Source organism: Eubacterium sp. AF19-12LB, from assembly GCF_003479125.1.
Taxonomy (GTDB): domain Bacteria; phylum Bacillota; class Clostridia; order Lachnospirales; family Lachnospiraceae; genus Eubacterium_U; species Eubacterium_U album.
In genome coordinates this window covers 30,172-43,990 of record NZ_QUGP01000014.1, presented here as the reverse complement: position 1 = coordinate 43,990, position 13,819 = coordinate 30,172, and the positions used below count along the sequence as shown (strand labels likewise).

10 protein-coding genes are annotated in these 13,819 nt (G+C 38.9%); 1 reads left to right on the top strand and 9 read right to left on the bottom strand.

Annotated features, from left to right (window positions below; genetic code table 11):
- Positions 1-220 precede the first annotated feature (220 nt).
- The 6 genes from DWX29_RS11510 to DWX29_RS11485 form a co-directional block, all read right to left on the bottom strand.
- Positions 221-598, bottom strand: coding sequence for a TnpV protein (locus tag DWX29_RS11510; protein ID WP_009247523.1), 378 nt, complete (start codon positions 596-598; stop codon positions 221-223).
- Between the two features lie 26 nt (positions 599-624).
- Positions 625-1,764, bottom strand: coding sequence for a plasmid recombination protein (locus tag DWX29_RS11505; RefSeq protein WP_117804174.1), 1,140 nt, complete (start codon positions 1,762-1,764; stop codon positions 625-627).
- A gap of 355 nt (positions 1,765-2,119) precedes the next feature.
- Positions 2,120-3,274, bottom strand: a complete 1,155-nt coding sequence (locus DWX29_RS11500) for an AAA family ATPase (RefSeq protein ID WP_009247525.1) — start codon at positions 3,272-3,274, stop codon at positions 2,120-2,122.
- On the bottom strand, positions 3,264-3,599 hold the full coding sequence (locus tag DWX29_RS11495; protein WP_009247526.1) for a hypothetical protein: 336 nt from the start codon (positions 3,597-3,599) through the stop codon (positions 3,264-3,266). Before DWX29_RS11495 ends, DWX29_RS11500 begins: the two co-directional genes overlap by 11 nt.
- The gene (locus DWX29_RS11490; RefSeq protein WP_009247527.1) at positions 3,589-4,680 is read right to left on the bottom strand and encodes a site-specific integrase; all 1,092 of its coding nucleotides are present in this window, start codon (positions 4,678-4,680) and stop codon (positions 3,589-3,591) included. The genes DWX29_RS11495 and DWX29_RS11490 overlap by 11 nt, the downstream gene beginning before the upstream one ends.
- Positions 4,681-4,869, bottom strand: a complete 189-nt coding sequence (locus DWX29_RS11485; RefSeq protein WP_009247528.1) for a transcriptional regulator — start codon at positions 4,867-4,869, stop codon at positions 4,681-4,683.
- Between the two features lie 448 nt (positions 4,870-5,317).
- On the opposite strand from DWX29_RS11485, the gene DWX29_RS11480 reads away from it, so the two are divergent.
- Entirely contained in the window at positions 5,318-5,848 is a 531-nt protein-coding gene (locus DWX29_RS11480; protein ID WP_009247529.1) for a helix-turn-helix transcriptional regulator, read from the top strand.
- A gap of 292 nt (positions 5,849-6,140) precedes the next feature.
- Here DWX29_RS11480 and guaA read toward each other — a convergent pair whose 3' ends face one another.
- The 3 genes from guaA to uvrB all read right to left on the bottom strand — a co-directional run bounded on the left by guaA (position 6,141) and on the right by uvrB (position 13,607).
- Complete coding sequence (guaA, locus tag DWX29_RS11475) at positions 6,141-7,688, bottom strand: glutamine-hydrolyzing GMP synthase (RefSeq protein ID WP_118565900.1); 1,548 nt, start codon at positions 7,686-7,688, stop codon at positions 6,141-6,143.
- Positions 7,689-8,661: 973 nt separating this feature from the next.
- The gene (gene uvrA / locus DWX29_RS11470; RefSeq protein ID WP_118565899.1) at positions 8,662-11,502 is read right to left on the bottom strand and encodes an excinuclease ABC subunit UvrA; all 2,841 of its coding nucleotides are present in this window, start codon (positions 11,500-11,502) and stop codon (positions 8,662-8,664) included.
- A gap of 128 nt (positions 11,503-11,630) precedes the next feature.
- Positions 11,631-13,607, bottom strand: coding sequence for an excinuclease ABC subunit UvrB (uvrB, locus tag DWX29_RS11465; RefSeq protein ID WP_118565898.1), 1,977 nt, complete (start codon positions 13,605-13,607; stop codon positions 11,631-11,633).
- Positions 13,608-13,819: the final 212 nt, after the last annotated feature.

Sequence of the window (13,819 nt, the reverse complement as noted above, 5' to 3'; positions counted from 1 at the left end):
ATTTCCTCACCTTACACAAAATGTGCCTTTCTTTCTTCTAATGGCAATACTATCATACTTTATTTTTTGTGTCAATACATTTCACCTTATGGAAGTGCAAATTAAAATTTTCACTTCCTAATTATACATCCAACCATTACGAAATTCAATCTTTCACAACCTCTTTACAACCACAACCACAGCACTCCAGCAAACGCAGGAGCACCATACCGTAAAACGCTTATGTGTAAATCAACTCCGTTCCTACAACTTCCCTCACACAAGCCTGAATATTATTCATTCTTCCAATCCATTCGTAGGGATTATCTTTCTTTAATTGTTCCGTCACATCTTGTCTGTCGGCATATTCCTTTACCAGTCGAAGAAACATATCCTCTGCTTGCTTATCGACTTCTGCAAGATAACTATGCAGCTTTCCGCTTGTCAGCAGGTTCATATATAACACTTTATAGTGTTCCTTTAAATGCCTTGCATGTCGTTTCCCCCATAAACCAATCGGCTCTATTTCTTCTTCGGCTGGTACTGTGATGTTCGGCAATAAATAATCACCCACCTGTCTATAAGTTCCGCCCATTTCTTCAAAAATTGTCTTTGTCATTTTCCTTTTCCTCCTGTGATTTTTGTCTATCGTGATCGTGTATTATCACGCTTGCGACCTTTAACTGTTCTTGCCTGCTCCAACAAATCATCTATCTGTTTGCGACCAAAAACCTTACGGAGCAGGCTGTAATCTTTATTTTCTGCTTTTAGGATTTTGTTTTCTTCGGTCAATCTTTCATTGACTTTCTCCAAACGCTGATTGGTGCGGTATAACTGTGCATTCGCTGTATTCAGCCTATGATAGTTGTCCCACCCCTCAAAGCAGCGGGCAAGCACCGTTTTGACAAGTTGCTTCAATTTCCCTACAACCGGCTCTGCCATTTTGGTTTTATATGCCTTTGCAGTCATAAATTTCTCTGGTTCTGGCAACTGATATTTCGGTGCAGTATCAAGCTCTATTTCAAGATTTGACAGCTCGTCTTTTGCCTTATCATAGTTCAATACTCGTTCCGACAACACATCAAATTCAATCTGTTTCTGCTCGATTTTCGCACCTAATGCCGCCACTTCTTTTTCTCTTTCCTGCTTTTTATAATCCAAAACAGAAAGATGTTTTTCGTGTGTGCCTAAATGTTCCCACTCAATCCCATAACGTTCCATCACCGCCGCAAGCTGTTCTTTTTCGGACTGTATCCATTGCGACCACTCCGTATCGCCACGACTGCCGCCCTTAAAACCTTGCGTTGCAAGAGCCTGCTTTAGTGACACTCTTGTATCAAGTCCACGCTTGCTGCCTGTGGTAAAAGGTACAAAATCTATGTGCAGATGTGGTGTAGCTTCATCCATATGCAGATGAGCCGAGAACACCCGAAGCTGTGGATTTCGCTCCTGAAAACCCTGATAGTATTCATCTAAAATCTGCTTTGCCAGTTCTCCGTTTTCCGTATCGGCGTTCATATTTCCCTTACCGCCCACCTGTAAAATGATTTCGTGGAACGGTTTTTCCTGCTTGGAACTTCGGATTTTTTCATAATAATCTTTTATCTTTCGGTCTGACCTTATCTGCTTGGCATTGTATCTTTCCAATGCTTCATCAAACAATTCGTGATAAACTGTCTTTATATTTTCATTGCAGTAGTCGATATTGAGATGAGTACGAGTTCCGTCTACATTTTCTGCTCGGAACTTTCGGCTATTGTGATTGACCGAGCCTTTACCGACCATTGCACTTATCGTTCTCTGCATTTTTTCATCTCCCATCTGTAAATTTCAACATTCTCAGGTTTTGTTACTTTTGTCAAAAGTAACGCAAAAGCACTTTTGACGGGTACACCCATCAAAAATGCGACCTGTAAACAGGTTTTGCGTTCTCCGAAGGCTCTCCGAGGGGTGAGCGTGTGCCGGTGGCACACACGCCTGCGAACCGACCGAGCCAGCAGGCGAGACCAAAGAGCCGCCTTTGAAAAGGCACTCTCTGCACACTCCCCTAAACTTTATCCGGTGTCAAAGTGTGACGATGGTGACAATGTTTTTCACAGCGTGCTGCTCTCAAAAACATTGACACCTTTGACACCGTTTGTCACGCCGTCTGCTCGGTTTCTTTCCAAAGTGAAACCTTTCTTCCGTCGTGTGTGCGGCTGTTCTGATAACGGATACCGTAATCACGAAACAGCCTGCTTGCGTTGATACTGAGCCTTAAAGAAAGTACATTCGGCTTTATATCCACCGCAAGCCTTTCGCAAAGTTCCGAAGCAGTTCCTTCCCATCTGTCACTTTCCGAAAAGAGCGTATCCGCTATCTTCTCAAGCAGAGGTTCGGGCGGTTCTTTCCACATCTCCGTTTCCGATTTTGCAAAGTTCCACACCAATCGCTCGCTGTCCCTTACAAGATGGATTTTCATATCCTGCTGGTCTCTGCCAGCAACATCAAGTGTGGCATTGTTGGAAGTACGCTTGTCCTTACTGAGAACAAATGCACCGTCTGCCGCACCCATCAGACCATTCGTGCCTGAAATCATATCGAATATATCTTCCGATTTTTGTTTGCGTGTATGATGAACAATAAGCATTGAAACCTTGTAACTGTCTGCCAACGCTTTCAGCCTTGCCACAACATCATAATCACTTGCGTAGCTGTAATCTGCTCCGCCTGCTTCACGCACACGCTTTAAGGTGTCTATGATAATCAAGCCTGTGTCTGGGTGTTCCCTCATAAACCCTCTTATCTGTTCTTCCAGTCCGCCATTGACCGTTTTACATTCCGTTGCGAAATACAGATTGCCTGTCTCCTTTGCACCGAACATCTGAAACAATCGCTTCTGCAAACGTGGGTAATCATCTTCAAGGGCAAAATAAAGCACCGTTGCCTTACGCACCTTATACTCCCAAAGCGGTGTGCCTGTGCTGATATGATAGGCAAGCTGTGCCATCATAAAGCTCTTTCCCACTTTCGGGGAACCTACGAAAAGGTAAGTTCCCCTTTGGAGCAGACCGTCGATAAGTGGTGTCTGAACCTCAAACACCGTATCATACAGCGTTGTCATTGATACTGTTTTCAGATAGGAAGGGTCTAACTGTCTGAGTATTTCCCTTTGCATTTCTTCAAAAGATTGCTCGTACCCCTTGAAATCCGTATCCTGATTGACTATACTATTGTCAGTACATTTGGAAAGTGACTGTTCCGCATCTGTTGCCGCAGATACATTTGGAATAGTCATTTCTTTTTTATTCTCCATTCGCATCCTCTCCTTTCAAACCGCCGAGAATAATGGAAATCAGTTCTATTACACTCAGCAGTTCATCATCCACACCTTTTCCTGCTTCAATCCTTTTCAGTTCCGCAAGGACTGTGGCAAATTCCGTTTTCAACGCCTTATACACTCTCGGATTGCCCTGTACCACCACATCCTGATTTAAGCAACGGCGGTAACAATACTCCTGTTTTGGCAATCCTGATAGAGCTACAGCTCTGTTAATGAGTTCGTTTTCTTCGGGCGATACTCGAAACCCTACTGTGATATTCCTCCAACGATTTTTGTTATCTCTGTTCTTAGCTGACATTTTCAAAATCTCCTTTCCCTAAATCATCTAATTTTTCTGCCATCTCAATCTGCTTTGACGGAAAGAGGTGTGCGTACTGATAAGTAATATCAATACTTTCGTGACCAACTCGGTCAGCAATCGCCACCGCAGAAAAGCCCATATCAATCAAGAGTGAAATGTGGCTGTGACGGAGATCGTGAATGCGGATACGCTTCACGCCTGCCGCCTTTGCCCCTCTGTCCATCTCGTGATGAAGATAGCTTTTCGTCACCGTAAAGATACGGTCTTTCTTCTTCAATCCGTAAAGCATACCGAGATATTCTTTCATTTCCTCACACAGAAACTTCGGCATTTTAATCGTGCGGTTGCTCTTTTTCGTTTTCGGAGAAGTAATCACATCCTGCCCTTTCAAACGCTGATAGGATTTATTGATTGTGACTGTTTCCTTATCAAAGTTGAAATCTGCCGGAGTCAAAGCTAACAGCTCGCCCTCTCGGATACCGCACCAGTAAAGCATTTCAAACGCATAAAAGGAAACAGGCTTGTCCATCATCTCAAAAGAGAATTTCTTGTATTCTTCCTTTGTCCAGAACAGCATTTCCTTGTGTTCCTCACGTCCCATATTTCCCACCTTTGCCGCAGGATTGGAACGCAGTTCATAGTAGCGGACAGCGTGATTGAAAATGGCGGACAACTGATTGTGCAGCGTTTTCAGATACGTCTGTGAATAAGGCTTTTTCTTCTCATCACGATAGGCAAGCATTTCATTCTGCCAAGTAATAATCTCCTTTGTGGAAATCTCGCTGATTTTCAGTTTCCCGAAATACGGAAGTATCTTTGTGCGTATGATATGCTCTTTGGTAAGCCACGTGTTTTCCTTCAAACGGTTCTTCACATCATTGATATAAAGCTCCGTAAAGGCTTCAAAACTCATATCAAGGTCTGAAGAAGTCTGCAATTTGAACATTCTTTCCCATTCCTGTGCTTCTCGTTTGGTAGCAAAGCCACGCTTGCATTTCTGCTTGCGTTCCCCTTTCCAGTTCACATACCTTGCCATCACATACCAAGTACCGTTATCTTCATTCTTAAATACCGGCATTTACATTTCCCCCTTTCCTGCTCCGTAGAGCCTTTCGTAAAAATACTGGCGATTTACACGCCCTGCAATCGTAATAAAGCCCTTTGCTTTCAATTCCTCATTTAATTGTCTGATGAGTTTATATGCATAAGGTTTTGATACGTTTAGTTCCTGAGCCACATCTTCGGCTCGGATAAATCTGTTTTCCATATCCTTTTTCTTCCTTTCTTAAAATAATTTTTTGCTTGCCGCTTTCTCCGTGTTAAAGTTCCAACAGGCACTCCTGCTTGTCGGCAGGCGCTGTGCTGTCCCAATGCACCGCAGTACATCAGGCGCTCGCTCGTATAGGGGTTCCCGAAAAGTCGGAGACTTTTGGGGAAGAGGAGGAGCAGTGCAGCGAATGAGCTTTTGTGCTTGCACACAAGCGAACGATACGGAACTTGCTCCGACGAGGTCTTGGCGGTTTGGCTTTTCGGACGGTCATTCAGTTGTCGCATTAAGCATATTTGTTTAATTCGTAATTTATTTTACTAAACATATTTGCTATTGTCAAGTGGTTGCAAAGAAAATATTAAACATTTTTGTTTCGGTTTTTCTTGACTTCCACTAAACATTTCTGCTATACTTATTTCACTAAATATAAAAGGAGCGTATCATTATGGCTATCAGCGAAAGAATACATTTTTTCAGACTAATGCGTGGTATGACACAAAAGTATCTCGGTACAGCAATCGGTTTTCCAGAAAAGAGTGCTGATGTGCGTTTGGCACAGTACGAAACTGGTACACGCAAACCGAAAGCAGACCTTACAAATGCATTGGCACAGGTGCTTGATGTTTCTCCACAGGCTCTTGATGTTCCTGACATAGACAGCTATATCGGTCTTATGCACACTCTGTTTACCCTTGAAGATATTTACGGTCTTACTGTCAGTGAAGCAGACGGAGAGGTATGCTTAAAGGTCAACAAGGACAAAGGCAGAGAAGCATATGAACTCCTCAAAATGCTGTATGCTTGGAAAGAACAGGCAGACAAGCTATCTTCCGAAGAAATCAACAGAGAAGAATACGATAACTGGCGTTACCATTATCCAGAGTTCGACACCACACAGCGTTGGGCAAAAGTTCCATCACAGGAATTAAGTGACGCTCTCGTGGAAGCATTCAAAGACCACTTGAAAGATAAATAAGCACCTACAGGACCTGCCACTGGCAGCTCCCTACAGATGCTTTGGCAACGACAAAAAAGCCCTTAACTATGGTTATTAACCACAGCTAAGGGCTTAGTTTATAATATGGAATTTGTTCAGAGCCAAGCTCCGAACTTTAGTCTGCAAGCCACCTGTTAATTGTTCCGTTACCCATAAACCACTGGATAACAAGAATAATGGCACTTGCTATGACTGTTATCAATTTGTTATCAAAAGACTAATCGAAATCGCTGAAACCCGCATAAACACTGGCTTTTTTAAGCAACTCGATTTATTCAAACTCTATAGTTCCAGGTGGTTTACTCGTCAAATCATACATTACTCTGTTGACTCCTCGCACCTCATTTATAATTCTGCTCATTACCTTTGATAATACTTCGTAAGGTATTTCTGCAGCTTCTGCTGTCATAAAATCTACAGTATTTACTGCACGGAGTGCAATGGCGTAGTCATATGTTCTTTCATCACCCATTACACCTACGCTTCGCATGTTTGTTAGCGCTGCAAAATACTGTCCGATTGTTTTGTCCAATCCGGCATTTGCAATTTCCTCGCGGTAAATTGCGTCTGCATCCTGTACCATTTTAACTTTCTCGGCTGTTACTTCACCGATGATACGGATTCCAAGTCCTGGTCCCGGGAATGGTTGGCGGTATACAAGATAATCAGGTATGCCCATTTCTAAGCCGGCTTTTCTTACTTCGTCCTTAAACAAGTCACGAAGTGGTTCGATTATTTCTTTAAAATCTACGCAATCAGGTAATCCTCCTACATTGTGATGTGATTTGATTACTGCAGACTCACCACCTAAACCACTTTCTACAACGTCAGGATAAATTGTTCCCTGTACTAGAAAGTCTACTGCTCCGATTTTCTTTGCTTCTTCTTCAAATACCCGGATAAATTCTTCTCCGATAATTTTACGCTTCTTTTCAGGTTCAGTTACTCCTGCTAATTTGCTATAGTAACGTTCCTGTGCATTTACACGAATAAAGTTTAAGTCATATGGACCATCAGGACCAAATACAGCTTCTACTTCATCTCCTTCATTTTTACGAAGTAAACCGTGGTCTACAAATACACATGTAAGCTGTTTTCCAATTGCTTTTGAAAGCATTACTGCTGCAACAGATGAATCTACACCACCTGATAATGCGCACAATACTTTCCCGTCTCCAACTTTTTCGCGGATTGCCTTAATTGATTCCTCTACAAATGAATCCATTCTCCATTCACCTGAGCATTGGCATACTCCACGAACAAAATTGTAAAGCATCTTTGTTCCTTCCTGCGTATGAAGTACTTCAGGATGGAACTGTATTGCATAAAGTTTCTTATCTGCATTTTCTGCTGATGCACAAGGGCAGTCCTTTGTATGAGATGATATTTCAAATCCAGGTGCTACCTTTGATATATAATCAAAATGACTCATCCAACAAATTGTTTTAGGTGAAACGCCTTCAAATATCTGTGAATTTGTTTTATCTACGATTACTTCTGTTTTACCGTACTCGCGAACGTCTGCACGTTCTACCTTTCCTCCTAAAACATGCATCATAAGCTGTGCTCCGTAGCAAAGTCCTAAAACAGGAACTCCCATTTCAAATAATTCCTTTGAATATGTTGGAGAATCAGCTTCATAACAACTATTAGGTCCTCCGGTTAAAATAATTCCCTTTGGATTCATAGCTTTTATTTTTTCAATGTCAGTCTTATAAGAATAAATCTCACAATATACATTGCATTCACGAACTCGTCTTGCAACCAGCTGATTATACTGACCACCAAAATCAAGTACGATTACTAATTCTTTCTTCACTATAATTCCTCCTAATTAATATGTGTTTCCACTTGAATCGTTGGCTAATTTTCGAAAACATTTATTAAAACTGAACTTTATTCATTTTGTTTTCTCCTATAATGGCTTTAACCAATTTATTGTAAAATACGATAAATGCTATTAATATCATTAATTGTATTTTTCTCAAATCATTAACAATTCTACATTATTTTTAATATTAAAACAAGTAGGCTATTGTTAAAACCATAACAATATAAACCTTTTCTTAAATTAACAAAGCACCTGACATTTATTAATATCAGGTGCTCGTATTTAAATACCTTACTTCTAAAATTGATTCATTAGCTGCAGATCAAACTTCATTAATCATTAATCTTATATGAAACTATACTCCCTTACTTTACTTTCGATTTATCATACCTAATCAAAATCGTGTTTCAAAAATACCATCTGCAAATAATTTAATATATCTACATATATAAGGATGTTATCTTTCAAATCTCTGTAACAACGTTGCCACTTGGAGATTAATAACCATCCTTCAATCCACTCTCTTCTTACAACTCTTCCGATCCGTTGTACCTTATGTAGATAATCCGGTAACTCCTTTCTTACCTATATTTGACTAATATTCACTCGATTCCAATTGTTCTGTTTTCCTAGCACGGATTAAATAAATATTGGAGTCTCTCGTTTTCTCCTATAGGACTTTTTCCCATTAAACATTCCTCTTGGATACTTACTTAATTTTCATCTCATGACACGTTCTAATGATAATTTTTAGAAGCCTTACGGTATTAATTTCTTATTAAGTTTTAATGTACTTTTCCTTTAACTTGTAACTATAATCTAGCACATTTTTATGCAGTTTTAAAGGGTTTAAAAACATGTTTTTAATCTTTGTAACCATTGCTGTTTTTGGCCTTTTTAAATCCTTTTTATTTTCCTGTTTTTTATGAAAAATACACAATATTTTAAAATGTCAACTTTATTATTTTTTGTCTTTTTCTAAATACTGCTTTACGTACTTTGCAGTATAAGATGTAGGGTGTTTTGCTACCTCCTCAGGAGTTCCCGAAACTACAACAGTTCCACCTCTGTCTCCTCCGTCAGGACCCATGTCAATAATATAATCTGCGGTTTTAATAACATCAAGATTATGCTCTATTACAACTACCGTGTTTCCTTCGGCTGCAAGCCTTTGTAGAATTTCTACTAACTTGTGTACATCTGCAAAATGAAGTCCTGTTGTAGGTTCATCAAGTACATAAATTGTTCTTCCCGTACTTCTTTTACTTAATTCTGTAGCAAGTTTAATTCTCTGAGCTTCTCCACCGGATAATGTAGTTGATGGCTGTCCTAATTTAATGTAGGACAACCCAACATCGTATAAAGTCTGTATCTTGTTATGAATTTTTGGTACATTTTTGAAAAATTCTAATGCTTCCTCAACCGTCATATCAAGTACGTCGTAAATGCTCTTTCCTTTATACTTAACCTCTAATGTTTCACGATTATATCTCTTTCCACCACATACTTCACATGGCACATAAACATCAGGAAGAAAATGCATTTCTACCTTTAAAATACCATCACCTGAGCAAGCTTCACAACGGCCGCCTTTAACATTAAAACTAAAACGACCTTTCTTGTAACCTCGCTCCTTAGCATCCATTGTATTTGCAAATAAATCTCTAATAGTGTCAAATACCCCTGTATAAGTTGCCGGATTAGAACGTGGAGTTCTTCCTATTGGAGACTGATCAATATCAATAATTTTATCTAACTGCTCTACTCCCTCTATTGTCTTATGCTTTCCGGGAATATATCTTGCTCTGTTTAACTGTTTTGCAAGAGATTTATATAAAATTTCATTTACAAGTGAACTCTTACCTGAACCTGAAACACCTGTTACACATGTAAGCACTCCTGTAGGAATTTTTACATTTATATTTTTTAAATTATTTTCCTTTGCTCCAACGATTTTTAGCCAACCTGTCGGTTTTCTTCTTGTTTTTGGAACAGGAATCTTTATTTCACCACTTAAGTATTTTCCTGTAATTGAGTTTGGATTCTTCATAATATCTTCAGCCGTTCCGGTAGCTATAACTTCACCTCCGTGGGCTCCTGCTCCCGGACCTATATCTACTATGAAATCTGCTGCTCTCATTGTATCTTCGTCATGCTCAACTACTATCAATGAATTACCCAAATCACGCAAATGTTTAAGTGTTGCAAGTAACTTATCATTGTCATTCTGATGAAGACCGATACTTGGTTCGTCTAATATATAAGCGACTCCAACAAGCCCTGACCCTATCTGAGTTGCAAGACGTATTCTCTGAGCTTCTCCACCGGATAATGTTCCTGTTGCTCTTGAAAGACTTAAATAGTCCAATCCTACATCAACCAAAAACTTGAGTCTTCCCTTTATTTCTTTAAGAATTTCATCGCCGATTTTATGTTGCATTTCTGACAATTCAACATTTTCCAAAAATTCCCTTAAATCCCTAACAGGCATTTCTGTCATCTCATAAATATTCTTATCTGCAATTGTTACAGCAAGCGATTCTTTCTTTAATCTTTGTCCGCCACAAGTCTTACACGGTGTAATTCTCATGTATGTCTCATATTCTGCCTTTGTTGATTCTGCACTTGTTTCTCTATATCGCCTTTCAACATTTCTTATAAGCCCCTCAAATGCAATATCATAAACTCCTTCTCCACGCTGTCCTCTATAATGAACAGGCACGGAAACTCCATTTGTTCCATATATCAAAATATCATGAATTTCCTGTGGATAGTCTTTAAACGGTGTATCTAAATCAAAATTATATTTTTTACCTAAAGCCTTAAGAATGGCATTTGCAAAGCTCTTACCATCATTTGCACTCTGCCACCCAAGAACAACTATCGCTCCCTGATTAATACTTAAACTTTTGTCAGGAATCATTAAATCCTCATCAAACTCCATCTTATATCCTAATCCATAACAATCAGGACACGCACCAAACGGATTATTAAACGAAAAACTTCTCGGCTGAATTTCATCAATACTAATTCCACAATCCGGGCATGAAAAATGCTGACTAAATGTCATTGGTTCTCCATCAATTACATCGATAATCATTAAACCATCTGCTAATTTAAGTGCATTATCAATAGAGTCATTAAGTCTCTTTTCCATTCCTTCTCTAATTGCAAGTCTATCTACAACTATTTCAATATTATGCTTTATATTCTTATCTAATGTTATGTCTTCTGTTAGTTCGTACATATTTCCATCTACACGAACACGTACATATCCACTTCTTTTCGCTCCTTCAAGCACTTTTTCATGGCGTCCTTTTCTTCCTCTAACAACCGGTGCAAGAACCTGAATCTTTGTTCTTTCAGGAAGTGCCATTATCTTATCCACCATTTCATCAACAGTCTGTTTTTTTATTTCGCGGCCACATTTCGGGCAATGCGGAATACCTGCTCTCGCAAATAAAAGTCTTAAATAGTCATATATTTCCGTAACAGTTCCAACTGTAGAACGTGGATTTCTATTTGTTGACTTCTGGTCTATTGAAATTGCCGGAGGAAGTCCTTCTAAACTTTCTACCTGTGGTTTTTCCATCTGTCCTAGGAATTGTCTTGCATAAGAAGATAATGATTCCATATATCTTCTCTGCCCCTCAGCATAAATTGTATCAAATGCAAGAGACGATTTACCTGAGCCACTAAGACCTGTCAATACGACAAATTCATCTCTTGGAATATCTATATCTATATTTTTTAAATTGTGCTCTGCTGCACCTCTGATTTTTATATATTTTTTATTATCCAATTGTCTGTCCTCTCTACATGCAGGGTGTTCTGAATATTAATTAAAAATAACAAACTGTAAATTCACTACAATTATTATAATTATATTTTCTCTCAAACCTCTTACACTATGCCTATATTCAAATCTGTTTAATTCAAATATTTTCGCAAATCTGCTATCTTATCTCTAAATTCTATTGCTGACTCAAAATCAAAATCAGCTGCAGCCTTTTGCATCTTCTTTGTAAGTTTATCTATCAGCTTACGAATTTCCTTCGGATCCATTGATTCCGGATCTTTCTCAATATCATTAATCTTCTTGTCCACTTCTTTTGAAATACTAATAAGGTCACGCACTGCTTTAATAATAGTTTTTGGCGTAATTCCATGCTCCTTATTGTACTTCATCTGTATATCTCTACGACGATTTGTCTCATCTATGGCAACCCTCATTGAATCTGTAATCTTGTCCGCATACATGATTACATGTCCTTCTGCATTTCTTGCTGCACGACCTATCGTCTGAATAAGTGACGTCTCAGATCTTAAAAATCCTTCCTTGTCTGCATCAAGTATCGCTACCAAGGCAATTTCAGGAATATCAAGACCTTCCCTTAAAAGGTTAATTCCTACAAGTACATCAAATTGGTCAAGTCTCATATTTCTTATAATTTCTGCTCGCTCCAATGTATCTATGTCCGAATGAAGGTATTTAACCCTGATTCCAACTTCCTTCATATAGTCAGTCAAATCCTCTGCCATCCTCTTAGTCAAAGTAGTAACTAATATTTTATTCTTCTTTTCTACTTCTTTATTAATTTCAGAAATTAAATCATCTATCTGCCCTGCAACCGGTCTCACTTCAACCTCAGGATCCAAAAGACCTGTAGGTCTGATAACCTGTTGTGCTCTTAATAACTCATGCTGGCTCTCGTATTCTCCCGGTGTTGCCGAAACAAACATAATCTGATCAATCATGCTTTCAAATTCATCAAAATTAAGTGGTCTGTTATCTTTTGCTGATGGAAGTCTGAATCCATAATCCACCAGTGTTGTCTTTCTTGACTGATCGCCTGCATACATTCCTCTAATCTGTGGAACTGTAATATGCGATTCGTCTATTATTATTAGAAAATCATCTCCAAAATATTCCATTAATGTATGAGGTGTCGCACCCGACTCTAATCCTGCCATATGTCTTGAATAATTCTCTATGCCTGAGCAAATGCCGGTTTCCCTAAGCATTTCCATATCAAAATTAGTACGCTCGGCAATTCTTTGTGCCTCAATCAGCTTATCCTCACTCTTAAAATAAGCTACCTGTTGTGCCAGTTCCTTCTCAATTGCCGCAATTGCTCCTTCCATCTTTTCAGGTGGAATAACATAATGAGAATTAGGGAAAATTGCCACATGTTCCAGTCTGTTCTTAACTTCACCTGTTAATGTATCAATTTCCGTTATCCTGTCCACCTCATCTCCAAAAAATTCTATACGGACTGCCGTGTCGCCATAGGAAGCCGGAAATACCTCAACAACATCTCCTCTTACACGAAAAGTACCACGCTTAAAATCCATATCGTTGCGATCATATTGTATCTCTATTAATTTTCTTATTACTTCATCTCTATCCTTAATCATTCCCGGTCTTAGGGAAACAACCATATTCTTATAATCAATCGGATCTCCTAAGCCATAAATACAGGAAACTGACGAAATAATAATAACGTCTTTTCTTTCCATCAAAGCCATTGTTGCCGAATGTCTTAATTTATCTATTTCATCATTTATTGCCGAATCTTTTTCTATATAAGTATCTGTACTTGGCACATACGCCTCCGGCTGATAATAATCATAATAGGAGACAAAATATTCCACTGCGTTATTTGGAAAAAATTCTTTAAATTCACCATATAACTGAGCTGCCAAAGTCTTGTTATGAGCAATAATCAGCGTTGGTTTATTAAGTTGTTGTATAACATTCGCCATTGTAAATGTCTTACCTGAACCTGTTACACCTAATAAGGTTTCACACTGATTACCTTTTTTAAATCCTTCAACTAATTCTTCTATTGCCTGGGGCTGATCCCCTGTCGGCTTAAATTCTGATACTAATTCAAAATGATCCATAAAATACCTCTGTTATATTTATCCCCTTATTTTATGTGATGCCAGAGTCAAAAGGTCTAAGTTCCACATGAGTTTGCCCACAAATAGGGGTCGCCCTGCAAACGAATTTTATAAAGAGTTGATAAATAGCATTATTTGCTCACAAATAGGGGCTTTCGCCCTAGCATCATATTATTTCATTATAAAACTTTTACTCTATTCGATATCTTCTT